We start from the raw sequence: 22,859 nt of genomic DNA, 5'->3' as shown, positions 1-22,859 counted from the left end.
GAAGACCATGACACAGAACACCGTCGCCGCTCCCGACGCACCGCTTAACACCGCACAGTTAGATCGCGAAGAAACCATCTCCCGCGACGAGCTCGAGGCCCTGCAGCTCAGCCGCCTCCAGCGCACCGTGGCCTACGCCTACGATCGCGTCCCGCTGTACAAGCGCAAGTTCGACGACGCCGGCGTCCACCCTTCCGATCTCCGCGAACTGTCCGATCTCGGCAAGTTCCCGTACACCACCAAGGAAGACCTCCGCCAGGAATACCCCTTCGGCATGTTCGCCGTCCCGCAGGACGAAATAGCCCGCATCCACGCGAGCTCCGGCACCACAGGCCGGCCGACCGTCGTCGGGTACACCAAAAACGACCTCGCCAACTGGGCAACCTTGGTGGCCCGCTCGCTCCGTGCTTCCGGGGTCCGCCCCGGCATGAAGGTCCACAACGCCTACGGCTACGGCCTGTTCACCGGCGGCCTTGGCGCCCACGCGGGTGCCGAAGCGCTCGGCTGCACAGTCATCCCGATGTCGGGCGGCCAGACTGAACGCCAGATCCAGCTGATCCAGGACTTCAAGCCGGACGCCATCTTGGCAACGCCGACTTACCTGCTCACGATCGCCGACGCCATGGCCCACATGGGTGTCGATCCGGCGTCGACCTCGCTGAAGTACGCGGTGCTCGGAGCCGAACCGTGGACCGAGGAAATGCGGCACGAGCTCGAAACCACCATGAACATCAAAGCCTGCGACATCTACGGGCTGTCCGAGGTCATGGGTCCGGGTGTCGCCGGGGAAGCCGTAGAGACCCAGGACGGCTGCCACATCTGGGAGGACCACTTCCGCCCCGAGATCATCGACCCGTTCGACCCGTCCCGCGGAGTAAGCGCCGTGCTGGCCGACGGCGAACCGGGCGAACTCGTGTTCACCTCGCTCACCAAGGAAGCCCTGCCGATCATCCGGTACCGCACCAAGGACCTCACGCGTCTCCTGCCGGGCACCGCACGCCCCGCGCACCGCCGCATGGGGCGCATCACCGGACGCAGCGACGACATGATCATCCTGCGCGGCGTGAACCTCTTCCCCTCGCAGATCGAGGAAATCGCCCTGCGCATTCCCGAGCTCAGCCCCCACTTCCAGCTCGAACTCACCCGCCCCGAGGGCAAGCGCATGGATTCGCTGACGGTCAAGATTGAGCGCCGCGAGAACGTTTCCGTCGAGGCGGGTACGACGGCGGCACACGCCTTGCGCGAACAGATCAAGATCCACGTGGGTTCTTCGTGCGTGGTGGACGTCGTGGATCCGGGTTCGCTCGAGCGTTCCAACGGCAAACTGCGCCGCGTGTATGACATGCGACCCAAGAGGTAACTTAGCCGGGCGGGTGCACGAATCAACCGACCGTTCATGAGAAAATGGCCAGCATGCCTAGTGAAACAGCAACCAAGCGGGGACGCCCCGGATACGACCAGCAATCAGTGCTGCTCATCGCCGTCGACGTCTTCAACCGCCACGGTTACGACGCCACGTCCATGGGCATTCTGGCCGAAAACCTCGGGATCTCAAAGTCGGCTATTTACCACCACGTGCCGTCCAAGGGCGACCTCCTGAAGCTCGCCCTTGAACACGCGCTGGGCGGGCTTGAGGCCATCCTGGATCAACCCGAGGCCATGTCCGGCGCGGCGGATGCGCGTTTGGAATTCGTGCTGCGGCAGACCATCGCCGTGCTGGTGGACCGGCTGCCGTTCGTCACGCTGCTCCTACGGCTTCGCGGCAACACGGACATCGAGCGCGATGCCCTGGAACGGCGTCGTGCCTTCGACCACAAGGTGGCCGCACTGATCTCAGCTGCCCGCGAAGAGGGCACGCTGCGCCAGGACATCGATCCCCGCACCGTGACCCGGCTCCTGTTCGGGACCATCAACTCGATCGTGGAGTGGTACAAGCCGGGCGGCTCACTCTCCCCGCAGCGCCTGGCCGACGACGTCATCACCATGGCGTTCGACGGCCTTCACGCCTCGGCATAGGGCCGCCCGCTTCCCCCGACGCCCGCTCACATATATGGCACCTTCCCCCGACCCCGCTCACATATATGGCACCTTCCCCCGACGCCCGCTCACATATATGGCCCATTGACAGAACGCTCGCTCACTAAAGAAGTGAGCGAGCGTTCTGCGCAGTGTTCGTGAGTGTTTTTCAGCCGGTCAGAGCTGGTATTCGGCTTGGATCCCCAAGCTTTCATGGACGCAGAGGATGTTGTTTTCCGTGTCCATGAACCAGGCGCAACGATCGGCGTCGGTGGTACAAATGTGGTGTTCTGTTTTAAGATCCGGGAGGTCGTAATCCCGGAATTCGACGCCGTTCGCCTCCATTTCGTCGACTGCCCGCTCGATGTCGCTGACTTCAAAGGAAAGGGCAGTGTGCGAAGAGTGCATGCCGTCCTTGATGGGCATCAGCTGCAGCATGGGACCGCCGTCGATGCCGAACAAATCATTACCATCCCAAGTCATGCCGCGATGAGGGAGGCCGAGTTTCTCTGCGTAGAAGCTGCGGGCTCGGTCCACGTCGTCGACGGGCAAGACGGTTGTGGCTGTTCTGAGTGCTAGGTTCATTTCGCCACCTCCTACGCAAAAAATCTTACGCCGGGCGGGATCGGAAAGACCTTGTGAGCGTGCGTTAGCCTAAACCGTTGTCAGGGCGACGACCTCGGCCTACCATGTGCAGCACAGCCCCTCGCAGGGGAACAACTCCGGGACCTTCCCTCAACGGGTGATGGGAGCACCTGAGGAGGCCCGAGTCCTGGACATCACGGGACGGGAAGACAATGACCAAATATCTGTTCGAAGCAAACTACGTAGGCGACGGAATCAAGGGGCTGTTGCGCGAGGGCGGCACCAAGCGCCGCGATGCTGTGGTCGATGCACTCAAATCCGTCGACGGATCGCTCGAATGTTTCTACTACGCTTTCGGCGAGACCGACGTCGTCGGGGTCTTTGAAATCCCGGATGCGGCTAGCGCCGCCGCTCTCTCACTCATGATCAATGCGACAGGCGCAGTGCGCCTGCATTTGAAGCCGCTCATGACGGTTGAGGATCTCGACGAAGCTGCCACGAAGTCCCCGACATACCGCGCCCCCGGACAGTAGAACTCCTCATACAACGAACGCTCCCCATTGCTGGGGAGCGTTCCGCGTACGCAGCACATACGTGAGCGAGCGTCCGGCCAAACCCTCATCGTCAAGCTGGTTGTGAGTCATTCATTACCTGTTGATTGAAGGAGCCGGCGATGGCCGTTGATAACAAGGGTTTTACGCGTGAAGAGATCCGTGAGTTCATGCATGAGTACTATTTGCAGCCGCACGGGTCGAGGAAGGAATGGATGGCCTCGACGTCCGTTTCGGAATGGACGTTCCGCCGGTGGCGCAAGATGATGGTCCAGGGCGATATCGACCGTGGCCTGATTCCGCGGGAGCATGGAGGCATGGTCCCGACGAATCGTGAACTCTCCGCGTTTGAAAAAGCACGCGCGAAGGAAATGGCTGCCCACCGTGCCGAAGTCGAAAAACTCCAGAAGCGGGTGCAGGAGCTGGAGGACACGAATTCCGCGCTGGGAAAAGCTATCGGGCTCTTGCACGAGTTGAGCGTGCCAGAGCCCGATACAACCCCGACGAGCGCTCACAACGATTCATAGCGGCCGAGAACACTCTGGTCCTGGAACTGCATGTGATCATCGGCTCCCAGCGGACAGCGCTCAAGCTGGCGGGCCTCTCGCGCGGGACCTGGCATTACCGGTCCAATCCCCGTCCGGCGGTGCAGCACCCGATCCACCAGAGCGACCGGGCCTACGAATCCCGGATCAGCTCCGCGCATCAGGACCGGATCCTGGGGCTCATCCTGGCCAGCTGGGAGAAGGGCAACTCCGTTGACCATGCCTTCGCCACAGCCTGGGACAACGGCGAGCTGCTCGCCTCCAACCGCTCGTGGTGGCGGATCGCGGCAGACTACGAGGACCAGCAGGCCCGCCCAACCATCCCGCGCAAGCGTTGGGGCACGCGTGGTTCCTCTGAAAAGCCGGTGGTCAAGGCCACCGGACCCTGCCAGGTCTGGTCCTGGGACATCACCGACATCTATGCCAAGTGGCAGGGCAAGGTTTTCAAGGTGTACTCCATCATGGACATCTTCTCCCGGGAAATCGTCGGCTGGCGGGTGGAGGAACGCGAGTCCGACCACCTCGCCGCGCAGATGTTCAAGACAGCCATCGCCCGGCACGGCGCCCCGCGCATCGTGCATGCCGATTCAGGCCCGGCCATGAGATCAACCCTGCTCCGTGACACCCTCACCGCCCACGGCGTGGAACTCAGCCATAACCGCCCGTACGTCTCCAACGACAATCCCTTCTCGGAGTCAGGCTTTCGCACGATGAAATACCGGCCCGGCTACCCCCGGATCTTTAACGATCTCGAGGCCGCCAGGGAGTACCTCACCTGCTACGTGCACTGGTACAGCACCGATCACAAACACTCCGGCATCGCACTGTTCTCACCATCACAGGTCCACGACGGGTCGTGGAAAGAACTCTGGACCAAGCGAGACAAAGTCCACCAGGACTACTACGAACGACACCCGGGAAGATTCCGCCGCCGACCCACCACACCGGCCCCCGCCACATACGCCGGGATCAACCTCCCCCAGACCAAAACACCCCAAAAACTAGCCCAGTGACTCCACACAGCTTGACAACTTTCGAAACACCCACATACGTGAGCGAGCGTCCGGCCAAACACCCACATACGTGAGCGAGCGTCCGGCCAAACACCCACATACGTGAGCGAGCGTCCGGCCAAACACCCACATACGTGAGCGAGCGTCCGGCCAAACGAGCACATACGTGAGCGGGCGTTACTTCTCCACGAGGGTCAGGACATCGTAGGTGGCCACGATTTCGTCGTTCTGGTTGGTCAGCACGGCGTCCCAGGCTACTTCGCCGTATTCGTCGGTCTCGCGGGGCGTGATCTTTTTGGCGGTGAGCGTGACCCGGATCGAATCCCCTGCGGCCACGGGCGTGATGAAGCGCAGGTTCTCCAGGCCGTAGTTGGCGAGGACGGGGCCCGGTGCGGGTTCCACGAACAGTCCGGCGGCCCAGCTGAGCAGCAGGTACCCGTGCGCCACGATTCCGGGGAAGAACGGGTTGGCTTCGGCGGCTTCCTGGTTGGTGTGGGCGTAGAAGGTGTCGCCGGTGGAATTGGCGAAGGCCGTGATGTCGTCCAGGTTGACCTGCCGCAGTTCGGACCTCACGGCGTCGCCGATCCGCAGAGTAGCCAGCGACTTCCGGAACGGGTGGGTTCCTTCCGTCTCCACCGTGAAGTTGCGGTCCGCCCCTGTATGCCAGACGCCGGTCACGGCAGTGAGCATGTTGGGCGAGCCCTGGATGGCGGTGCGCTGCATGTGGTGCATGACTGAGCGGATACCACCGAGTTCCTCGCCACCGCCGGCGCGGCCCGGTCCCCCGTGGACCAAGTGCGGCACTGGCGAACCATGCCCGGTTGACGAGCGGGCGTCCTCGCGGTTGAGCATCAGGACACGTCCATGGTGCGCTGCGATTCCGGTCACCAATTCGCGGGCAACAGCAGGATCGTTGGTGCACACGGAGGCCACCAGGGAGCCGCCACCGCGGGCGGCGAGGCGGACGGCGTCGTCGAGGTCCGCATAGCCGATCACGGACGACACCGGACCGAAGGCCTCGAGCGAGTGGACTGCTTCCGAGTCCACGTCAGCCCAGCTCAGGACGACCGGCGACATGAACGCGCCGCCTTCTACGACACCCACGGTGCCGTCGAGCGAGGTGACCGACGGCGAATCGAGCGTCCCGTACGCAAGCTCGCCGCCGGCGTCGAGCATCGACTGCACTGCGGCGCGAACGTCGGCGAGCTGCTCGAGGGACGCGAGGGCGCCCATCGTGACGCCCTCAGCGCGGGGGTCGCCGACCACGACGCGCTCGTCCACGCGCGCGCCGATGGCGGAGACGACGTCGGACACCAGGGCCTGGGGCACGATGGTGCGGCGGATCGAGGTGCACTTCTGGCCGGCCTTGACCGTCATTTCGGTGACGACCGACTTGATGAAGGCGTCGAACTCGGGGGTGCCGGGCACCGCGTCGGGGCCGAGGATGGCTGCGTTGAGCGAGTCGGTTTCGGACGTGAACCGGACGCCGCCCTGGACCACGTTGACGTGGGACTTCAGCGAGTTGGCGGTGGAGGCAGAGCCGGTGAAGGCGAGAAGGTCGCGGTAGTCGAGGTGGTCCAGCAGGGTGCGGGCGGATCCCGAGATGAGCTGCAGCGAGCCTTCCGGCAGGATGCCCGACTCGACGATCGCCTTGACCACGACGGCGGCAACGTAACCGGTGGGGGTGGCGGGCTTGACGATGGTGGGGACGCCGGCGAGGAATGCAGGAGCGAACTTCTCGAGCATGCCCCACACGGGGAAGTTGAAGGCGTTGATCTGCGCCGCGACGCCCGGAATGCGGGTGTAGATGTGCTCGCCGGCGAAGGAGCCGTCCTTGGACAGGATTTCCATGGGACCGTCCACTACAACCTGCGAGTTCGGCAGTTCGCGGCGGCCCTTGGAACCGAAGGTGAAGAGCACGCCGATGCCGCCGTCGATGTCCACCATTGAGTCGATCTTGGTGGCGCCGGTCTTGAAGGAAGACGTGTAGAACTCTTCCCGGCGGCCGTTGAGGTACTGGGCCAGTTCCTTGAGCTTGAGGGCGCGCTGGTGGAAGGTGAGCTTGCCGAGCTCGCGCTGGCCCACCGTGCGGCCGTAGTTCACGACGCCGGCAAGGTCCAGTCCGTCGGTGTTGACCGTTGCAAGGATCTCGCCTGTACTGGCGTCGCGGACGGGCACGCCCGCGGAGGCGTCGGCGCTGGGGGTCCACCACTCGCCCTTGACGAAACTGGGCACGGTTTCAACGGTTGTGGCTTCCGGAGCGACTGCGGTACTGGTCATCGTCGACGGGTCCTTCCAAGGCACGGGCACGAAATGGATTGAACGGCCGAAAATTACTGACCGGCCGTTCGGTAATATCCCCAGAATACATGAGAGCCCCGATCTGCACACTAGATGCTTCTTGGGCACTGCTTCTACCGCGCCGGCGCGTTAAGTTTCTCGCGAACGGCGGCGACTTCAGCCTCGGAGACGCCGTTCGCTCCCAGGAAGGCAACCGTGTCCAAGGAATGCGCGAATTCCAACAGGCTCACGCTGCGTGATGCCAGCATCGCTTCAAGGGCATCTTCCTCAAGAAAGGGATCATGGGCGTGCGGGGCACGGTGGTGACGGTGGCGCTCGTTGATTCCACGCATTCCCTGCTGGTAACCCCGCACGATTTCCTCGTCGCTCGCTCCTGCCAGGTTCTGCAGCATCACGGCGATGATCCCGCTGCGGTCGCGCCCGGCCGCGCAGTGCACCACCACCCCGCCGGGTGCCGCGGCGATGGCTTTGAAAACCGCTGCAAGCCTGCCCGGGAAGAGCCGCAGATAGTCGGCGTAGTGGGCAGGGTCTTTCAGGTATGGCCCAAAGCGCTCGGTGAACTCTTTGTCCTCCGGGTCTTCGGTGGGGCAATGGACGATGTCGAATCGTGCGGTCGCCTCCGCTGAAACCTCGGGATCGACTTCCCTGGGCTGCTGCTCGCGAAGGGTCCGCAGATCGATAACGGTGCGGATGCCGGCGTCGTACATTTGCTGCCAACCAGCCTCGGTGAGCCATTCCCGTCGGCCCATCCGATACACGCCTCCGGCGATATGCCAGGCGTTCACCGCGCCGTCCCAATGGACGCCCCGCTGCTTGGCTGCGGTTGAGATCCCATCCATACCGGACAGCTAACCACACGACGAGATAGGTGAGCGAGGGTCCGCGGAAAGACGGTCATAGGTGAGCGACGGTTGGGTCTTGCGCGTCCAACGTGACTTATGTCATACTTTTTCTCGATACGCATCGACGATGCGTATCGACGAATACAGAACCACGCATCAGCCCAAGACCACTGACCCCGGCAAGGAGGCCTGGAAGTGCCCACGAGCAAGGATGTCGCACAGGCCGCCGGCGTAGCACAAAGCACGGTTTCCTATGTGCTCAGCGGCAAGCGGCCCATTTCCGAGAAGACCCGGAAAAAGGTCGAGGCCGCCATTGACCAGTTGACGTACCAGCCGAATGCGGGCGCCAGAGCTTTGGCAAGCCGCAAAACCCGGGTCATCGGCTTGGTCATTCCGTTCATCCCGGAGCTGGAAATGGGATCGATCATGGAATTCGTCTCGGTCATTGCCAGCACGGCCCGGCAATACGACCACGACATTCTCTTGGTCACCGACGATGAAGGCGCCGCCGGACTGCGCCGCGTGGTCGGTCAGCAGATCTGCGACGGCCTGATCCTCATGCAGGTTGAGGACGAGGACGAGCGCCTCCCCGTGGCCCGCAGCCTGAACGTCCCTGTGGTGCTGATCGGCATCCCCCGAGATCCGTCGGGCCTGGTCTGCATCGACGCCGACTTCGAAATGGCCGGTGAGCATTGCGTCCGGGATCTCGCGGCCGCCGGCCACTCCGTAATTTCCGTCCTTGACTGGCAGCCCGCAGTGATGGACCGGCATGTGAACTACGTCGACCGGTTCCTGCACGGCACGGATGTCGCGGCCAAAGCCCTCGGCGTAACCGTGCTCCATCTTCCCGGCGGGACCGACCGCGCCACCATCTCCAAATCGGTGGACTCGGCCCTCGCCAGCACCACCGGCAAGCCAGCCTTCATCGCCCCCGACCGCACCATCCAGGACATTCTGCGCCGCATCTTAGGCAGCCGTGGCCTGACCCTGGGGTTGGACGTTTCCGTCATCGGAAGCGCCACCCCCCTCCTTGCCGAGCTCCAACCCATACCGCTTTCCACCATCGATCTGCAGCCCGCAGAAGTATCCCGACGCGCAGTCAAAATCATGTGCCAACTCCTCGAAGCCGACTCCCACGGACCACACGAATCCTTGGAGTTGGTGCCCACGGTCATCACGCACCGTTCGAGCACGCTCCGTCCCCAGTGAATCGCCACCCCTGATTCGCCGCGCCAACTCTTTTTGTTCCAGCTCCTTATCCTGTCGTTTCAGCATCGTCGATACGCATCGATGATTCGATTCCGCAAACAATCGCACCATCCCCTTCCCCACCAACAAAGGAATAGACAATGAAGTCAGTTATCAGGACACGCCGCCCGCTCGCCCTGGCCGTGGCAGCTCTCGTCGGCCTCCCGCTCGCCATCTCGGGCTGCGGTACCACTGCGTCCGCCTCCTCCACGGATGCCGTGAAGGAAATCTCCGTGATGGACTACTACAACAACGAGCCGGACAAGTCCTTCATCGGCGACGCCCTGACCGCCTGCGGCACCAAGGCCGGCGTAACGATCAAACGCGAAACCGTGCCGGGCAAGTCGTTGATCTCCAAGGTGCTCCAGCAGTCCTCTTCCAAGACCCTGCCGGATGTGCTCATGCTCGACAATCCGGACCTGCAGCAAATTGCGGCTACCGGAGCGCTGGCTCCTTTGTCCGATTTCAACATCAGCACCGCCGATTTCGCGCCCGGCGTGCTCAGCGCAGGCACGTACAAGGACAAGGTGTACGGGCTCGCCCCCACCGTGAACACGATCGCGCTCTTCTACAACAAGGACATCCTGGCCAAGGCCGGAGTCACCCCGCCCACCACCTGGGACGAGCTGAAGGCTGCGGCCACCAAGCTCACCTCGGGCGAGCAGTATGGCCTGGCCTTCAATGCCAACCCCACCTATGAGGGCACATGGCAGTTCCTTCCTGTCATGTGGTCCAACGGTGGCGACGAGAAGAACATCGACACCCCCGAGACCGCCCAGGCCCTCCAGCTCTGGACCGACCTCGTCAAGGACGGATCCGTGTCGTCCTCCGCGCTGAACTGGACGCAAGCAGACGTCAAGGACCAGTTCATGGCAGGCAAGGCAGCCATGATGGTCAATGGCCCCTGGCAGATCCCGGCGCTCGACAAGAAGACCACGCTGCAGTACGGCGTCGTGAAGATTCCGGTCCGTGACGCCAGCCAGACAGCCGTTGCCCCACTTGGTGGCGAAGTGTGGACCGTTCCGCAGACAGGTAACAAGGCCCACCAGGCCAAGGCCGCGGAAGTAGTGGCCTGCATGAACAGCGACGAAAACCAGCTGGCCATGGCCAAGGTGCGCAACACCATCCCGTCCAAGACCTCGCTGGCCGCGAAGTTCGCCACCGACAACCCGAAGCTCGCCACTTTCACCGATCTCATCAAAACCGCCCGGGCCCGCACCGGCGAACTGGGAGAAGGATGGCCTGCACAAGCGACCAAGATCTACACCGCCATCCAGACCGCGCTGACAGGGAAGGCCTCCCCGGCCGACGCCCTCAAGCAAGCCCAAGGCCAGTAAGCAGCTGGACATGTCCCTCACAACTGATTTGTCGCAGGCCAAGTCGCACGCCAAACCTGGATCGGACAGCACCCTGGCCCGGGAAGCAAGCCCGTCACCCCGCAGGCGCGGCCGCAAACGCCGCGAGCGCCTCTTCCAATGGCTGTTCCTGGTTCCTGCCGTGACCTACATGGCGATGTTCTTCGGCTACCCGGTGGTCAAAAACATCGTGATGAGCTTCCAGGACTACACCACAGCCACGTTCTTCACGGGCGAGGCCCCCTGGGTGGGGTTGGCGAACTACGCGAAGGTGCTGTCGTCGTCGTTGTTTTCAACGTCTTTGGTGAACACCGCCCTGTTCACCCTGGGATCCATCCTGGGCCAGTTCGTGATCGGCCTGGCGCTGGCGATCTTCTTCCAGCGCAAGTTCCCGCTCAACGGAATCCTGCGTTCGCTGCTCCTGCTCCCTTGGTTGCTGCCGCTCATCGTGTCCAGCGCCGTATGGCGATGGATCCTGGACAAAGACAGCGGAGCCTTGAACCGGTTCCTCGGCGAATTGCACATCGTGAACACAGGCGTTCCATGGCTCACCAGCACCTCGCTGGCGCTGATCGCCGTGGTGGGAGTGAACATCTGGATCGGCATCCCGTTCAATCTGACCATCCTCTATGGCGGCCTCCAGGAAATCCCGGATGAGCTCTACGAGGCCGGTTCCTTGGATGGCGCCACCGGTTGGAAGGCGTTCCGGCACATCACGTGGCCGATGCTGCGTCCCGTGGTGAGCGTGGTCCTGGTGCTCGGCGTCGTCTACACCCTCAAGGTGCTGGACATCATCCTGGGCCTGACCAACGGCGGCCCCGCGAATTCGACCCAGACCATCGCCACCCAGTCCTACGATCTGTCCTTCCACGAGTTCAAATTCGGCGAGGGAGCCGCGCTGGGCAACGTCTTGGTGGTCATTTCCCTGGTCTTCGCGGTCCTGTACTTGCGTGCCAGCCGGCGGTCCGTCGATGAGTGAGGAAACCATGACGACGACGAAAATCACCACCCGCCGTTCGGCTCCGGCGAGCGCGCGCAAAGCGAGCGCCCGCAAAGCGGGTGTCCGCAAAGGCACCGGACCCGTGCGCGCCGCTAACGGCCCCGGGCGCAAACAGTGGGGCTACACCGTCCTGGCCATCTTCTTCCTGGCGATCATGCTGTTCCCCGTCTACTGGATGATCAACGCTTCGCTGCAGCCCAACGGCACCACGTTGGAAACCTCGTGGCTGCCGCTCAAGCCGGACTTCACGGGCTACGCCACGGCCATCAGTGAGCAGGGCGGGAACCTGGCCACCAGCCTGGTGATCTCGCTCGGCAGCGTGGTACTCAGCCTCGCCATCGCGGCGCCGGCGGCCTATGCCTTGGCCTATTTCAAGGTCAAGGGCGCCGGCGTGGTCCTCTTCGCGATCCTGATCAGCCAGATGATCCCGGGGATCGTGGTGGCCAACGCGCTGTACACGGCCTACAACGATCTCGGCCTGCTCAACTCGATCCCGGGCCTGATCCTGGCGGATTCCGCCCATGGCATTCCGTTCGCGATCCTCATCATCAGGGCGTTCATGAACGGCATGCCGGCGTCGGTCATCGAGGCGGCACGGGTGGACGGCGCCGGGCATTTGCGGGCCTTTTGGTCCATCGTGGTGCCGTTGAGCAGGAACTCGCTCATCACCGCGGGGCTCTTCACCTTCCTGTTCACCTGGAGCGACTTCCTTTTCGCCCTGACCCTGACCACCACCGAGGCTGTGCGGCCCGTGACCCTGGGAATCTTCCAGTACATCGGCGCCTACGTGAACGACTGGAGCTCGGTCATGGCCACGGCGGTGCTCGCCTCCATTCCCGCCATCATCCTGCTGGTCGCGGCGCAGAAGTACATCGCAGCCGGTACGACCGGCGGCGCGGTCAAGTAGCAGGACCCCTAACCGCTCAAGCAAATTCATCACCTAGGAGAGACCCATGTCTGAACCGATCCGCGTCACCGTCTGGAGCGAAAACCGGCACGAAAAGCGCGACGAACTGGTGGCCCGCCTCTACCCCGAGGGCATGCACGGAGCCGTGAAGGCCGGTATCGAGGAGAACCTCGGCGCCAAGGCCAGCGTCCGCACCGCCACCCTGGACGAGCCCGAGCACGGGCTCACCGAGGAAGTCCTTGCCAACACGGACGTACTCACGTGGTGGGGGCACATGTCCCACGGTGATGTCGACGACGAGATCGTCGAGCGCGTGCACCGCCACGTCCTGTCCGGGATGGGCTTGATCGTGCTGCACTCCGGGCACTGGTCCAAGATCTTCACCAAGCTCATGGGCACCTCGTGCACGTTGCGCTGGCGCAGTGAGCAGGACCGCGAACTGGTCTGGACCGTGGACCCCACCCACCCCATCGCGAAGGGCGTGCCTCACCCCATCGTGATCGATCAGCAGGAGATGTACGGCGAATTCTTCGACATCCCAACCCCCGAGGAGCTCGTGTTCATCAGTTCCTTCAGCGGCGGCGAAGTCTTCCGCTCCGGATGCACCTTCCGCCGCGGCCACGGCAAGATCTTCTTCTTCAGCCCAGGCGACCAGGACTACCCGGTCTACCACCACAAGGATGTCCGCCGAGTCATCTCCAACGCCGTCGAATGGGCAGTCACCGAGCGGCCCGAGCGGGCCTACCCCGAACTGCTGCGCTATGAGACCAACGACTTCTTCAACGGCAAGAGCTACCAGGGGGCCAACGCATGAGTACCCCTTTCGCCACCATTCCCGACGACGGCACTCCCCTTCGCGTCGTCGTCGTCGGCGCCGGGGGCATGGGCCGTGCGTGGCTTAGGACCGTGCAGGAGTCGCCGCTCGTGGAGCTCGCTGGCATCGTCGACCTGGACCTGGACGCCGCCCGCGCCGGCGCGGCGGCTATCAGGATTCCCGATCTGCCGGTGGGCACCGGGACCGCGCAGTTGGCGGCCGACGTCGGCGCCCAAGCGGTCATCAACGTCACCGTTCCGGTAGCTCACCATCCGGTGACCTCCGAGGCGCTGGCGGCGGGGCTCCCGGTGCTCGGCGAGAAGCCCGTGGCTTCCACCGTGGTCCAAGGGCTGTCGCTGGCCGCGGCGTCGGAGCTTGCTGGCCAGTTGTTCATGGTCAGCCAGTCGCGCCGGTACAACAGGCATCTTTTCGAGGCCAAACGGCTCGCCTCGGAGCTCGGCAGCGTGGGCATTGTCTCGGCCGAGTTCTTCAAGGCGCCGCATTTCGGCGGATTCCGGGATGCCATGGACCACCCGCTGCTGCTGGACATGGCCATCCATCAGTTCGACATGGCCCGGTTCCTGCTCGACGCGGATCCTGTCTCGGTGTTCTGCGAGGAATACAACCCGTCCTGGAGCTGGTATCGCGGCGATGCGGGGGCCACCGCCATCTTCGAAATGGCCGGCGGGGAACGCTTCGTGTTCACTGGAAGCTGGTGCAGCCCGGGCCAGGAGACTTCCTGGAACGCGGCATGGCGGATCAGCGGCGAACGCGGCACCATCCTGTGGGACGGCGACAGCGAACCTGTGTCCTCGTTTCTCGCTGATTCGGGCTCAGGCGGCGAGGACCCAGGCCACGAGATCGCCGGTTCGCTGCGTGACTTCGTGGTGGCCCTGCGCACCGGGAGCACTCCCATGGGCCAGGTCCACCAGAACATCATGAGCCTGGCGATGGTGGAAGCGGCCATGCTCAGCGCCTCCACCGGCACTCGCGTTTCCGTTGATGCGCTGCTTGAAGAATCCTACGCACAGGCCGTCCTGACTGAACGCGACCCGGACGTGCTCGAGGTCCTCAAGTCTTGGACCTCGGTCCGCGGAGCGCTTACTCTTCCTGCCCACCAACCCAACTAGTCCCGCCGTAGCCCACCCAACTGACTCGCATTTGTTGTCGTTTTGAGCCCTCATAACGACAACAAATGCGAGTCAGTTGGGGGTGCCGCGCTGGGGGCCAGGCAACCCGTTAGCTGGAGGCCATGGATTTCGTCAGGATTGTCCCGCCGACGCCGATCAGGACAGTCCCGGATCCGCCGGTGATGATCCGCTTCACGCGGGGACGGGCCAGAGCCGAGGAGATTCTCTTGAGCGCATGAACCAGCAGGACGTACCAAACCAGCGCAGTGAGGAGGAAGATGCCCGCCATCAACGCGTGCTGGCCCAGAGGGGGAAGCGGTGCAAGATTGAATTGAGGGAAAAGGGACAGATAGAAGACTGCGACCTTGGGGTTGAGCAGATTGCTCACCATTCCCTGCAGGAATGGCGAATTCCCTCGGAATCCAAACCCGGGTTCCGGTGCTGCCGTAGCTTGAGTGCGGGGGCGGCCGAAAGCCTCCAGCAGGGCGCGGGCTCCCAGATAGAGAAAGTACACCGCACCGGCGATTCTGATGGCGTTGCCAAGGACTTCCGACGCACCTAGGAGCGCCGTGACGCCGAGCACTGCGAGAAGGGCAAGGATCGTGTTGCCGACCATGATTCCGATCGCTGTCGTAGCCGCTGATCCGGGTCCGCGCGGTGCGTTTTTCAGCACAAGCGCAAAATCAGGGCCGGGAACGAGGACCACGACGACGCAGGTCAGCGCAAACGCCATCAGTTGTTCGACCATCAGGACTACTTCCGGGGGAATGGATCTTCGGCACTTGCTGCCTTCAAGAGTGTAGCCGCGCATGGCAGGGCTGCTACACCTACACCGAATGGAAAAACCAGGCCTCTTTTCGTAGTCATGGGCACGCAGCTCGCGTAGTCTGGCCGCAAGACTGCCGGGCTGGGGTAGCCCGCGCCGCCAAGCGGCACTGCAGATCGACACGAGGGGATATCAATCATGCAAGCAGCTAATTCGCGACGCCGGTATGGCCGCCTGGTGGGCGCCGTCGCCGTCGTCGGACTCCTGGCAGCACTCGGAACGGGACCGGCCCAGGCGAATCCGACCACAGCGAAACCGGCCGATGTCTATGTGGCCTTGGGCGATTCCTATGCCGCCGGCACGGGCGGCAGCAGCCCGGCTCCGGGCTCGTTGCCGGGCTGCCATCAGAGCTTGGACAGTTACGCCGCCCTTTTGGGCGGGCTGAATCTGGGCTGCTTCGGCGCCACGTCGATTGCCGTCAAGGCAGGCCTGGACAATCTGTCCCCCGCCGACCCTGTTGCGATCGCACTGGGGTCCGCTACCGAAGTCTCGGTGACTGTTGGCGGCAACGACGTCGGCACGGGAGCCGTGGCGGTGGCGTGCACCAGTGCCGATGCCCTGGCCTGCGCATCGGCCGTGCAGAATGTGGCGAACGCCCTGCCGGCGCTGCCCGGAAACATCGTGGCCATGGTCCAGTCCATCCGGCAAAAGGCACCCCACGCCGACATTGTGCTGACCGGCTACCCGCGCTTGTTCACCGTCGGCCCAACAATGCCTCCCGCGCAGAAACAGTTGGCCACCACCCTGAACGGAATGGCTGACCAATTGAATGCGACCATCGCCGGCGCCGCCTCCACAGCAGGTGTGGGCTACGTAAGTGTGACGGAACGGTTCACCGGGCACGGCATCGGTTCCAACAATCCGTGGATCCACTACACCCAGCCATCGCCCCTGGATCCGCCAGAGGTCGCGTTGGACAACTTCCACCCCAACGACGCCGGCTACTCCCAGGGCTACCGCACTGCTGTCAACAGCGCGCTCAAGAAGTAGCTGGCCCCAGGCGCGAACGCGCGGCGCCGTGTGCCCGTTCGGCGCTCGCGCTCAGGGCCGCTTCGCGAGCCTGAACTCGAGACCGGTGCGGACAGCGGGCCACTCGTGTTCGAGGATCGAGAACACCACGGTGTCGCGGAGCACTCCGTCCGAAGTCCGCGAGTGGTTCCGAAGCACGCCGTCCTGCTTGGCGCCCAGACGGGCGATGGCCTCCCGGGACTGGTGGTTGAGCCAGTGTGTGCGGAATTCGACGGCAGGGCAGCCAAGGGTCTCGAAAGCATGGCGCAGGAGCAGCAGCTTGGAGTCCGGGTTGCTCCCGCTGCTGTGTGCCGAGGCGGCGTTCCACGTAGAGCCGATCTCGACGCGCGGGGTGGCGGCGTCGATGTTCATGTAGGTGGTCATGCCGATCAACTTGCCGTTCGCCTTCAACCGGGTCACGAACGGCAACATGGATCCTTGCTCCTGCAGCCCGAGCCGGCGGTCGATCTCAGCGGCCATGCCCTCCGGCGTCGGGACCGAGGTGTACCAGAGTTTCCATAACTCGCCGTCTTTAGCGGCATCCACCAAGCCGTCGTGGTGTTCGGGGCTGAGTGGTTCCAAGGTTACGAAGCGACCGTCCAGGGTCACGGGTGCAATGAGAGTCACCAAGCCAGCCTAACCGACCCAACTAGCTCGCATTTGTTGTCGTTTTGGCGGCTGAAAACGACAACAACTGCGAGTTAGTTGGGGTTCCGGGACGGCTGCCTGTGGATAACTCAAAATGGCGTTCCAGGATTTGCAACGATAGGGCGATGAAGACCCCGCAACCCTTGCCTGCGCTGCTGGCATGCGCCCCGTTCACCTTTCAAGAAGCGGTCGACGCCGGCGTGAGCCTCCGGCGGTTGCGGCACCGATCGCTGCCCGCGCCGAGCCGGGGCATCCGGATTCCGGACCAGGCCTTAGCCCAAGGACAAACAAAGGAGGTCAGTTTCGTCCGGCCCTTCACGGCGGTGACCGAGTTCTCGGCTGCGTCGCACGCCACGGCTTTCGCCCTGTGGTCATTCCCTGGTTTCCTCCCCGGTAGCGATGATCCGCGCATCCACATCTCACGTCCGGACACCGTGGCCATTCCTCGACGAACCGGAGTGGTAGGGCACGTGGGGCAGTTCTTCGACGACGAAATCACCAGTCTTGACGGTCTTCTGGTCACCACGCGCACCCGGACCTGGCTCGATGTGTCCAGGAAGATGAGCGTAGATGAACTGACCGTTGTGGTTGACCACCTGTTGCGGAACCCTCGGCCGGAGTTTGAAGGCCGGACAGAGCCGTACGCAACTTTGGAACAATTGGCCGACATGCTGGACCGGCACAAAGGCACTCCGGGGATCCGGAAGGCACGTTTGGCTCTCGAGCAGGCACGGATCGGCTCGGACTCGGCCCCCGAAACGCGGCTCCGGCTGGCCCTTGAAAACGGCGGACTGCCGGAACCCCAACTGAACGTAGCCACTGAGCTAGGTTCCGGCGTCGAACGTCAACCGGATCTCGCCTATCCGGAACACCGTGTGGCGGTCGAATACGACGGCGAGCCGCATTCCGAGCCGGCCCAGATAGTCCGGGACATCGCGCGCGAAGAGGATTTCTCCCGTGCGGGCTGGCACTTGGTGAGGATCTCCAAACGCCACATGGCAAACGATGCACGGTCCGCCGTCGCGAAAGTCCGTGCCGTGCTTTTGGACCGAGGTTGGACGCCCAAGTAACAGTTGGGCCCCCAAGTAGCTCGCAGTTGTTGTCGTTATGAGGCCTGAAAACGACAACAACTGCGAGCTAGTTGGGTGGCCCGGAAAAGCTAGTCAGTCCAGTCGAAGAAACCCTTGCCGGTCTTGCGTCCCAGTTCGCCGCGGGCGACCTTGTCGCGCAGGATCTGAGGCGGGGCGAAGCGCTCCCCCAGCGTCGAGTGCAGGTACTCGGCGATGCCCAGCCGCACGTCCAGGCCCACAATGTCCGTGGTCTTGAGCGGTCCCGTGGGGTGCTTGTAGCCGAGCACCATGGCCGCGTCGATGTCCTCTGCGGAAGCTACGCCTTCTTCCACCATGCGCATCGCCTCAAGTGCGATCGCAACGCCCAGCCGCGACGAGGCAAAGCCAGGCGCATCGTTGACGACGACGGCGGTCTTGCCGAGTGCCTCGGTCCAGCTTTTCGCCGTTGCGGCGAGCTCCGACGAAGTCTCCTTCGCCAGGACCACCTCGATGAGCGTTGAAGCCGGGACAGGGTTGAAGAAGTGCAGGCCCACGAAATTGGCAGGCCTCCGAAGCTGCGACGCGAGGCCAGTCACGGAGAGCGACGAGGTGTTGGAGGCCAGGAAGGCGTCAGCAGAAAGGTGCTCCTCCACCGCTTTGAGGGCCGCAATCTTGAGTTCGTAATCTTCGGGCACGGCTTCGACCACGAGTCCGCAATGGACGAAAGAGTCGTAGTCGGTGGAGGTGCTGAACCGGGACAAGGCCTCTTCGGCGGTCTCCGTCAGTGTGCCTCGGGCAGCGGACTTGGCCACAGCCTCAGCAACGCGACCCTGCGCGCCGGCGGCGGACTCGTGATCGCGCTCGACGACAATCACGGTGGCGCCCTTGATCAAAAAGGCGTGGGCGATGCCGGCGCCCATACGGCCACCGCCGAGGACACCGACAACATGCGGGATGGCTGGCGTTGCTGTCATTTTCAGGTCCTGTCCGGGTTGTCGCTGGATTGCTTGGCGCTCTTCTTGTCCAGGAACGCCTTCATGCGGTCGAACTTGGCTTGCGATTCGAAAAGCATGCCTTGGGCCAGGGTGTCGATCACGGGGTGTGCCTCGGCCGGAGCGTGAAACACGGACTTGGTGATCCGCACGGCCAGGGGATCCTGCCGGCCGATCCGGTCAGCAAGGTTGTGGGCCGCTTCCATCAGCACGGGAGCTTCGTGGATCTGGGTGATCAGATTGATGCGAAGGGCTTCCTCGGCGCGGAGGACTGCCCCGGCAAGGAGGATTTCCTTGGCGATCGGCTCCCCCACGAGTTCCTTGAGGCGCCACGTGGCACCGGCTGCGGCCATGATGCCCAGTCCGGTTTCCGGGTTGCCGATGCGCAGGCTGGGCGTGCCGATGCGGAAGTCCGCTGCATAAGCGAGTTCGGCCCCTCCGCCCAGGCAATAGCCGTCCAGCGCCGCGATGACGGGCATGGGCAGCTTTGCGATCCGCACGAAAATGGTGGAGTTGATGCCGCGCAAGGCGTCGTCGCGGCGGCGTTCCCTCAACTGGCCGATATCAGCACCTGACGCAAAGACGCCTTCGACGCCGGCAATGATCAGGATCTTCGGCTCGCGTTCAAGGTAATCGCACACCTGATGGAGTTCGTCCACCATCTGCTGGTCGATCGCGTTGCGGACCTCGGGCCGATTCAGGAGCACGGTGACGCGGTCTTCACGTTCCTCGATGAGCAGGGTTCCGAATTCCTCGGGGTTCAACGCCATTACATACCTTCCAGGAGAATGGCGGCGCCCTGCCCGACGCCGATGCACATCGTCGCGAGGCCGATCTTACGGTCGGCGCTGCCCAGCTCGCGTTCCATGCGACCCAGCAAGGTGATGGCGATACGCGAGCCGCTGGAACCGAGCGGGTGCCCCAGGGAGATGGCACCGCCGTCGAGGTTCACGATCTCAGGATCCAGGCCCAGACGCCGCATGCTCGCGAGCGATTGCGTCGCGAAGGCCTCATTGAGTTCGACGGCGCCAAGGTCGCCGACCGTGAGTCCGGAACGGGCCAGGATCTTCTGGGAGGCCGGAACCGGGCCGATACCCATGATTTCGGGTTCACAGCCGGCCGAGCCGCCGTCGATAATCCGGGCCCGCGGGGTGAGGCCGAACTTTTCGATGGCAGCCTCGGACGCAACGATGATGGCGGACGCGCCGTCGTTGAGCGAGGAAGAGTTGCCCGCCGTGACAACCGAGCCACCGGCGACCACCGGACGGAGCCGGGCGAGGACCTCCAGGGTGGTTCCTTCGCGCGGGCCTTCGTCGGTGTCCACCACGGTTTCGCCCTTGCGGGTCTTCACAGTGACCGGCACGATCTCTTCCTTGAAGCGACCGCCGGCGATGGCGGCAAGCGCGCGTTCGTGCGAGCGGACGGCGAAGGCATCGGCGTCCTCGCGGGAGATGCCGTCCACCCGGGCCACTTCCTCGGCAGTTTCCGGCATGGAATACGTCATCTTCCCGCCGCGGGACAGCTCGCCCTTGCTGAAGAGGGGGTTGGCGAAGCGCCAGCCGATGGACGTGTCGAAGATCTGGCCAGGCTTGGCGAAGGCCGTGGTGGGCTTCTCTTGCACCCAGGGGGCCCGGCTCATCGATTCGACGCCGCCGGCCACCACGATGTCCGCCGCGCCGGCCTTGATCATGTGGCTGGCCATGATGATGGCGCTCATCCCCGAGGCGCACAGGCGGTTGACCGTGATGCCCGGGATGTGGAGGGGCAGTCCCGCGAGAAGGGTGGCCATGCGGGCGACATTGCGGTTTTCCTCGCCGGCGCCGTTGGCGTTGCCCAGGATGACCTCGTCGATCGCGTCGGGGTCGACGCCGGCACGGGCCACCGCTTCGCGGACCACGAGGGCTGCCAGGTCATCCGGCCGGACCGCGGAAAGCGCGCCGCCATAACGGCCTACAGGGGTGCGGGCACCGCCAACAAGAAAAGCCTCGACCATGAGAACATCCTTCGCGAAGGGAGCGGGGCCGGCGAATAATTTACCGACCGTTCGTTCTATAAAGATTACACGGCGCTGCGCCGCGGTCAACCTTCACTCAGATCACCCGGATACCCAGGTGTCCCGCCAAAAGGGGTGCCAGCAGGCTGAGCTGATAATCATCGATGACCACGCCGGACAGTCCACCAAGTCCGTTGATCATCCGGAAGTCCGAGCCACGCAGGTCCACGTCCTTGAGCTTGGCCCCGCTGACGTCCAGTGTCCCGATGGTGCAATCCTTGAGCACCACCCGGGTCGCGGTACAAGCCCCGAGGTCGAGCTCGTTGATGATGCAGCCCGTGATCACCACGTCCGTGAGCTTGGATCCACGCAGGTTCAGGAAGTCCAGCTTGCCGCCGTCGATCTTTACTGAGTGCCAGGCGCCCTCGTACATCTCCGCTGAACCCCAGCGCGGGTTGCTGATCTCCACTTCCCGCCACGAGCTGCGCACAGCGGTAAACACCGGCGCGTAGGGCTCATTCAGGATGCAATCCCGGAAGGTCGCGCCGCGCAGCTGTGCTTCGTTGAAGGAGACTCCGTTGAATTCACACTCGATGAAGTCCGCTCCGCTCAGCTCTGCTCCGTCAGCAACGGCACGGGTGAGGCGGACGCCGTCGTACCGTTCCCCGCGCTGGAAGTCAGGGGCGGGATCGTCGCGGAGTTCGTCAAGCCTGATCGGGGAAATGCGGGGCGCCGTCACTTTGGCGACCGCCGCCATCAGAGGGCCTCCGCTTTCGCCGCGATCTCGGCGAGATCCTTCGCGAGCGCTTTCCGCGTGACACTCATCCCGAGCTTTCCGAACGCAGCCATCATGAGTTTGCTGAAGAAAGTCGGCTTGAGGACCTCGGCACCGAAGAACAACACCAGTTCGGTCCCGCCGTCGCGCTCTTCGAGGGTGAAGCGCGTTGTGTAGTCCGCACCGCCCTGCCGCGCTTTGACCGTGGTGGCGCGCGGCGGATCGCTCTGGGAAACGTTCATTTCGACGGTTTCCTCCCTGCCCATCATGGCGCGGGTTTCCTTCCACCGCGTGCCCTCTCCGTAGGGTCCCTCGCTGAGCATCTGAATGGCTTTGACGCCCGAGAGCGTCTTGGCCGAGCCCGGAATATCGCTGATGACGGCCCAGACTTTCTCCCGGGAGGCGTTGATGTGCTGGCTGAGAGTGGTGCTGTGGTCCATGCATCGAGCCTAACCGCGACCGCTGACAAAAACAGCCGACAAGACACTTGCGGGGTCTGGCAGGATTGCACCCATGGTGCACATCGACTTGAGCGCGGACAGCATGGCGGCAGGAGGCTCGCGGAGCCTGAAGGGGTACCTTGCCGAGCCCGACGGCGAAGGGCCGTTTCCCGGCGTCGTACTCATCCATGAGGCCTTTGGGCTCGACGACGTGATGCGGCGGCACGCAGACCGGCTCGCCTCGGCCGGTTACTTGACGCTCGCCGTCGACCTCTACAGCGACGGCGGCGCGAGGCGCTGCCTCGTGGCGACCATGCGCTCCCTGATGTCGGGCACGGGCCGGGCATTCACGGATGTGTCCACTGCGCGGACCTGGCTCCGCAATGATGCCCGGTGCACCGGAATAGTGGGGGTCATCGGTTTCTGCATGGGCGGAGCATTCGCCCTGTTAGCGGCCCACGACGACTTCAACGCCGCCTCCGTGAACTACGGCCAGTTGCCGCGGCATCTGGAGCAGGCTTTGGAGGGGGCATGCCCGGTGGTGGCCAACTACGGAGGCAAGGACCGGACGATGCCGGGAGCGGCCGCGAAGTTGGAGGCCGCCCTGACGAACCTCGGGATCGAGCACGACGTCAAGGAATTCCCGACGGCGGGCCACGCCTTCATGAACGACGTTCCGGTGGGGCCCCGGCCCCTGCGGCCGTTGATGCGGGTGATGGGCATCAAACCCGATCCGGCTGCGGCCCCTGAAGCCTGGCGGCGGATCGAGGACCACTTCGCGAAGCATCTGAGGGACTGAGCCGGTTAAATCGATTGCTCCG

The 22,859-nt window shown here is 63.8% G+C and carries 24 protein-coding genes; 14 read left to right on the top strand and 10 right to left on the bottom strand.

Features of this window, described 5'->3' with window-relative positions:
• The first annotated feature begins 7 nt into the window (after positions 1–7).
• Together paaK and ACSVHC_RS14785 are read left to right on the top strand one after the other, a co-directional pair.
• Complete coding sequence (paaK, locus tag ACSVHC_RS14790) at positions 8–1,360, top strand: phenylacetate--CoA ligase PaaK (RefSeq protein WP_439181055.1); 1,353 nt, start codon at positions 8–10, stop codon at positions 1,358–1,360.
• A 53-nt stretch (positions 1,361–1,413) separates the two neighbouring features.
• Positions 1,414–2,016, top strand: coding sequence for a TetR/AcrR family transcriptional regulator (locus ACSVHC_RS14785; protein ID WP_437771290.1), 603 nt, complete (start codon positions 1,414–1,416; stop codon positions 2,014–2,016).
• 177 nt (positions 2,017–2,193) lie between these two features.
• Here ACSVHC_RS14785 and ACSVHC_RS14780 read toward each other — a convergent pair whose 3' ends face one another.
• On the bottom strand, positions 2,194–2,601 hold the full coding sequence (locus ACSVHC_RS14780; RefSeq protein WP_345448956.1) for a VOC family protein: 408 nt from the start codon (positions 2,599–2,601) through the stop codon (positions 2,194–2,196).
• A 212-nt stretch (positions 2,602–2,813) separates the two neighbouring features.
• Between ACSVHC_RS14780 and ACSVHC_RS14775 the strand changes: the two genes are divergently transcribed.
• From ACSVHC_RS14775 to ACSVHC_RS14765, 3 genes are all read left to right on the top strand, one after another.
• Positions 2,814–3,134 (top strand): GYD domain-containing protein, encoded by a 321-nt coding sequence (locus tag ACSVHC_RS14775; protein ID WP_437771291.1) that lies wholly within the window; start codon positions 2,814–2,816, stop codon positions 3,132–3,134.
• Between the two features lie 140 nt (positions 3,135–3,274).
• Positions 3,275–3,679 carry a hypothetical protein gene (locus ACSVHC_RS14770; protein ID WP_437771023.1) on the top strand — a complete coding sequence of 135 codons (405 nt, stop codon included), beginning with the start codon at positions 3,275–3,277 and terminating at the stop codon, positions 3,677–3,679.
• A 32-nt stretch (positions 3,680–3,711) separates the two neighbouring features.
• Positions 3,712–4,710: a transposase gene (locus ACSVHC_RS14765; protein WP_437771022.1), complete on the top strand. Its 999-nt coding sequence runs from the start codon at positions 3,712–3,714 to the stop codon at positions 4,708–4,710.
• 177 nt (positions 4,711–4,887) lie between these two features.
• On the opposite strand, the gene paaZ is transcribed toward ACSVHC_RS14765, so the two are convergent.
• Positions 4,888–6,990 (bottom strand): phenylacetic acid degradation bifunctional protein PaaZ, encoded by a 2,103-nt coding sequence (gene paaZ / locus ACSVHC_RS14760; RefSeq protein ID WP_437771292.1) that lies wholly within the window; start codon positions 6,988–6,990, stop codon positions 4,888–4,890.
• 134 nt (positions 6,991–7,124) lie between these two features.
• Positions 7,125–7,850, bottom strand: coding sequence for a tyrosine-protein phosphatase (locus ACSVHC_RS14755; RefSeq protein WP_437771293.1), 726 nt, complete (start codon positions 7,848–7,850; stop codon positions 7,125–7,127).
• 198 nt (positions 7,851–8,048) lie between these two features.
• Here ACSVHC_RS14755 and ACSVHC_RS14750 point away from each other — a divergent pair, with 198 nt between their 5' ends.
• The 6 genes from ACSVHC_RS14750 to ACSVHC_RS14725 all read left to right on the top strand — a co-directional run bounded on the left by ACSVHC_RS14750 (position 8,049) and on the right by ACSVHC_RS14725 (position 14,307).
• A complete protein-coding gene (locus ACSVHC_RS14750) occupies positions 8,049–9,062 on the top strand; it encodes a LacI family DNA-binding transcriptional regulator (protein ID WP_439181054.1) in 1,014 nt (337 codons plus the stop codon).
• Between the two features lie 140 nt (positions 9,063–9,202).
• Positions 9,203–10,438: a sugar ABC transporter substrate-binding protein gene (locus tag ACSVHC_RS14745; protein ID WP_437771295.1), complete on the top strand. Its 1,236-nt coding sequence runs from the start codon at positions 9,203–9,205 to the stop codon at positions 10,436–10,438.
• 10 nt (positions 10,439–10,448) lie between these two features.
• A complete protein-coding gene (locus tag ACSVHC_RS14740) occupies positions 10,449–11,435 on the top strand; it encodes a carbohydrate ABC transporter permease (protein ID WP_437771296.1) in 987 nt (328 codons plus the stop codon).
• 7 nt (positions 11,436–11,442) lie between these two features.
• A complete protein-coding gene (locus ACSVHC_RS14735; RefSeq protein ID WP_437771297.1) occupies positions 11,443–12,363 on the top strand; it encodes a carbohydrate ABC transporter permease in 921 nt (306 codons plus the stop codon).
• A gap of 46 nt (positions 12,364–12,409) precedes the next feature.
• Positions 12,410–13,177 carry a ThuA domain-containing protein gene (locus ACSVHC_RS14730; RefSeq protein WP_437771298.1) on the top strand — a complete coding sequence of 256 codons (768 nt, stop codon included), beginning with the start codon at positions 12,410–12,412 and terminating at the stop codon, positions 13,175–13,177.
• Positions 13,174–14,307, top strand: a complete 1,134-nt coding sequence (locus ACSVHC_RS14725; RefSeq protein ID WP_437771299.1) for a Gfo/Idh/MocA family protein — start codon at positions 13,174–13,176, stop codon at positions 14,305–14,307. Before ACSVHC_RS14730 ends, ACSVHC_RS14725 begins: the two co-directional genes overlap by 4 nt.
• Before the next feature lie 109 nt (positions 14,308–14,416).
• Here the strand turns inward: ACSVHC_RS14725 and ACSVHC_RS14720 are convergent, their stop codons facing one another.
• Positions 14,417–15,055: a LysE family translocator gene (locus tag ACSVHC_RS14720; RefSeq protein WP_439181053.1), complete on the bottom strand. Its 639-nt coding sequence runs from the start codon at positions 15,053–15,055 to the stop codon at positions 14,417–14,419.
• Between the two features lie 216 nt (positions 15,056–15,271).
• Here ACSVHC_RS14720 and ACSVHC_RS14715 point away from each other — a divergent pair, with 216 nt between their 5' ends.
• Positions 15,272–16,123 (top strand): SGNH/GDSL hydrolase family protein, encoded by an 852-nt coding sequence (locus tag ACSVHC_RS14715; protein ID WP_437771301.1) that lies wholly within the window; start codon positions 15,272–15,274, stop codon positions 16,121–16,123.
• 51 nt (positions 16,124–16,174) lie between these two features.
• Here ACSVHC_RS14715 and ACSVHC_RS14710 read toward each other — a convergent pair whose 3' ends face one another.
• Positions 16,175–16,768, bottom strand: coding sequence for a GNAT family N-acetyltransferase (locus ACSVHC_RS14710; protein ID WP_437771302.1), 594 nt, complete (start codon positions 16,766–16,768; stop codon positions 16,175–16,177).
• A 146-nt stretch (positions 16,769–16,914) separates the two neighbouring features.
• Between ACSVHC_RS14710 and ACSVHC_RS14705 the strand changes: the two genes are divergently transcribed.
• Complete coding sequence (locus ACSVHC_RS14705; protein WP_437771303.1) at positions 16,915–17,859, top strand: endonuclease domain-containing protein; 945 nt, start codon at positions 16,915–16,917, stop codon at positions 17,857–17,859.
• Between the two features lie 89 nt (positions 17,860–17,948).
• Here the strand turns inward: ACSVHC_RS14705 and ACSVHC_RS14700 are convergent, their stop codons facing one another.
• The 5 genes from ACSVHC_RS14700 to ACSVHC_RS14680 form a co-directional block, all read right to left on the bottom strand.
• Positions 17,949–18,812 (bottom strand): 3-hydroxyacyl-CoA dehydrogenase family protein, encoded by an 864-nt coding sequence (locus tag ACSVHC_RS14700; protein WP_437771304.1) that lies wholly within the window; start codon positions 18,810–18,812, stop codon positions 17,949–17,951.
• 2 nt (positions 18,813–18,814) lie between these two features.
• Entirely contained in the window at positions 18,815–19,600 is a 786-nt protein-coding gene (locus ACSVHC_RS14695) for an enoyl-CoA hydratase/isomerase family protein (RefSeq protein ID WP_437771305.1), read from the bottom strand.
• A complete protein-coding gene (locus ACSVHC_RS14690; RefSeq protein ID WP_437771306.1) occupies positions 19,600–20,823 on the bottom strand; it encodes a thiolase family protein in 1,224 nt (407 codons plus the stop codon). Before ACSVHC_RS14690 ends, ACSVHC_RS14695 begins: the two co-directional genes overlap by 1 nt.
• A gap of 97 nt (positions 20,824–20,920) precedes the next feature.
• A complete protein-coding gene (locus ACSVHC_RS14685) occupies positions 20,921–21,580 on the bottom strand; it encodes a pentapeptide repeat-containing protein (RefSeq protein WP_437771307.1) in 660 nt (219 codons plus the stop codon).
• Positions 21,580–22,038, bottom strand: a complete 459-nt coding sequence (locus ACSVHC_RS14680; RefSeq protein WP_437771308.1) for an SRPBCC family protein — start codon at positions 22,036–22,038, stop codon at positions 21,580–21,582. Before ACSVHC_RS14680 ends, ACSVHC_RS14685 begins: the two co-directional genes overlap by 1 nt.
• Before the next feature lie 73 nt (positions 22,039–22,111).
• Between ACSVHC_RS14680 and ACSVHC_RS14675 the strand changes: the two genes are divergently transcribed.
• Positions 22,112–22,837 carry a dienelactone hydrolase family protein gene (locus tag ACSVHC_RS14675; RefSeq protein WP_437771309.1) on the top strand — a complete coding sequence of 242 codons (726 nt, stop codon included), beginning with the start codon at positions 22,112–22,114 and terminating at the stop codon, positions 22,835–22,837.
• Positions 22,838–22,859 lie beyond the last annotated feature (22 nt).

Source organism: Arthrobacter sp. KNU-44, from assembly GCF_051843155.1.
GTDB lineage: Bacteria > Actinomycetota > Actinomycetes > Actinomycetales > Micrococcaceae > Arthrobacter.
Note: the sequence above shows the minus strand (reverse complement) of the source record. Positions and strands in the feature narration are given on the sequence as shown.

Excerpts from the sequence above, each read along its gene's own strand:
- paaK (WP_439181055.1), top strand. The coding sequence starts at position 8 with ATGACACAGAACACCGTCGCCGCTCCCGACGCACCGCTTAACACCGCA.
- ACSVHC_RS14785 (WP_437771290.1), top strand. The coding sequence starts at position 1,414 with ATGCCTAGTGAAACAGCAACCAAGCGGGGACGCCCCGGATACGACCAG.
- ACSVHC_RS14780 (WP_345448956.1), bottom strand. The coding sequence starts at position 2,601 with ATGAACCTAGCACTCAGAACAGCCACAACCGTCTTGCCCGTCGACGAC.
- ACSVHC_RS14775 (WP_437771291.1), top strand. The coding sequence starts at position 2,814 with ATGACCAAATATCTGTTCGAAGCAAACTACGTAGGCGACGGAATCAAG.
- ACSVHC_RS14770 (WP_437771023.1), top strand. The coding sequence starts at position 3,275 with ATGGCCGTTGATAACAAGGGTTTTACGCGTGAAGAGATCCGTGAGTTC.
- paaZ (WP_437771292.1), bottom strand. The coding sequence starts at position 6,990 with ATGACCAGTACCGCAGTCGCTCCGGAAGCCACAACCGTTGAAACCGTG.
- ACSVHC_RS14755 (WP_437771293.1), bottom strand. The coding sequence starts at position 7,850 with ATGGATGGGATCTCAACCGCAGCCAAGCAGCGGGGCGTCCATTGGGAC.
- ACSVHC_RS14745 (WP_437771295.1), top strand. The coding sequence starts at position 9,203 with ATGAAGTCAGTTATCAGGACACGCCGCCCGCTCGCCCTGGCCGTGGCA.
- ACSVHC_RS14740 (WP_437771296.1), top strand. The coding sequence starts at position 10,449 with ATGTCCCTCACAACTGATTTGTCGCAGGCCAAGTCGCACGCCAAACCT.
- ACSVHC_RS14735 (WP_437771297.1), top strand. The coding sequence starts at position 11,443 with ATGACGACGACGAAAATCACCACCCGCCGTTCGGCTCCGGCGAGCGCG.
- ACSVHC_RS14730 (WP_437771298.1), top strand. The coding sequence starts at position 12,410 with ATGTCTGAACCGATCCGCGTCACCGTCTGGAGCGAAAACCGGCACGAA.
- ACSVHC_RS14725 (WP_437771299.1), top strand. The coding sequence starts at position 13,174 with ATGAGTACCCCTTTCGCCACCATTCCCGACGACGGCACTCCCCTTCGC.
- ACSVHC_RS14720 (WP_439181053.1), bottom strand. The coding sequence starts at position 15,055 with ATGGTCGAACAACTGATGGCGTTTGCGCTGACCTGCGTCGTCGTGGTC.
- ACSVHC_RS14715 (WP_437771301.1), top strand. The coding sequence starts at position 15,272 with ATGCAAGCAGCTAATTCGCGACGCCGGTATGGCCGCCTGGTGGGCGCC.
- ACSVHC_RS14705 (WP_437771303.1), top strand. The coding sequence starts at position 16,915 with ATGAAGACCCCGCAACCCTTGCCTGCGCTGCTGGCATGCGCCCCGTTC.
- ACSVHC_RS14700 (WP_437771304.1), bottom strand. The coding sequence starts at position 18,812 with ATGACAGCAACGCCAGCCATCCCGCATGTTGTCGGTGTCCTCGGCGGT.
- ACSVHC_RS14695 (WP_437771305.1), bottom strand. The coding sequence starts at position 19,600 with ATGGCGTTGAACCCCGAGGAATTCGGAACCCTGCTCATCGAGGAACGT.
- ACSVHC_RS14690 (WP_437771306.1), bottom strand. The coding sequence starts at position 20,823 with ATGGTCGAGGCTTTTCTTGTTGGCGGTGCCCGCACCCCTGTAGGCCGT.
- ACSVHC_RS14685 (WP_437771307.1), bottom strand. The coding sequence starts at position 21,580 with ATGGCGGCGGTCGCCAAAGTGACGGCGCCCCGCATTTCCCCGATCAGG.
- ACSVHC_RS14680 (WP_437771308.1), bottom strand. The coding sequence starts at position 22,038 with ATGGACCACAGCACCACTCTCAGCCAGCACATCAACGCCTCCCGGGAG.
- ACSVHC_RS14675 (WP_437771309.1), top strand. The coding sequence starts at position 22,112 with ATGGTGCACATCGACTTGAGCGCGGACAGCATGGCGGCAGGAGGCTCG.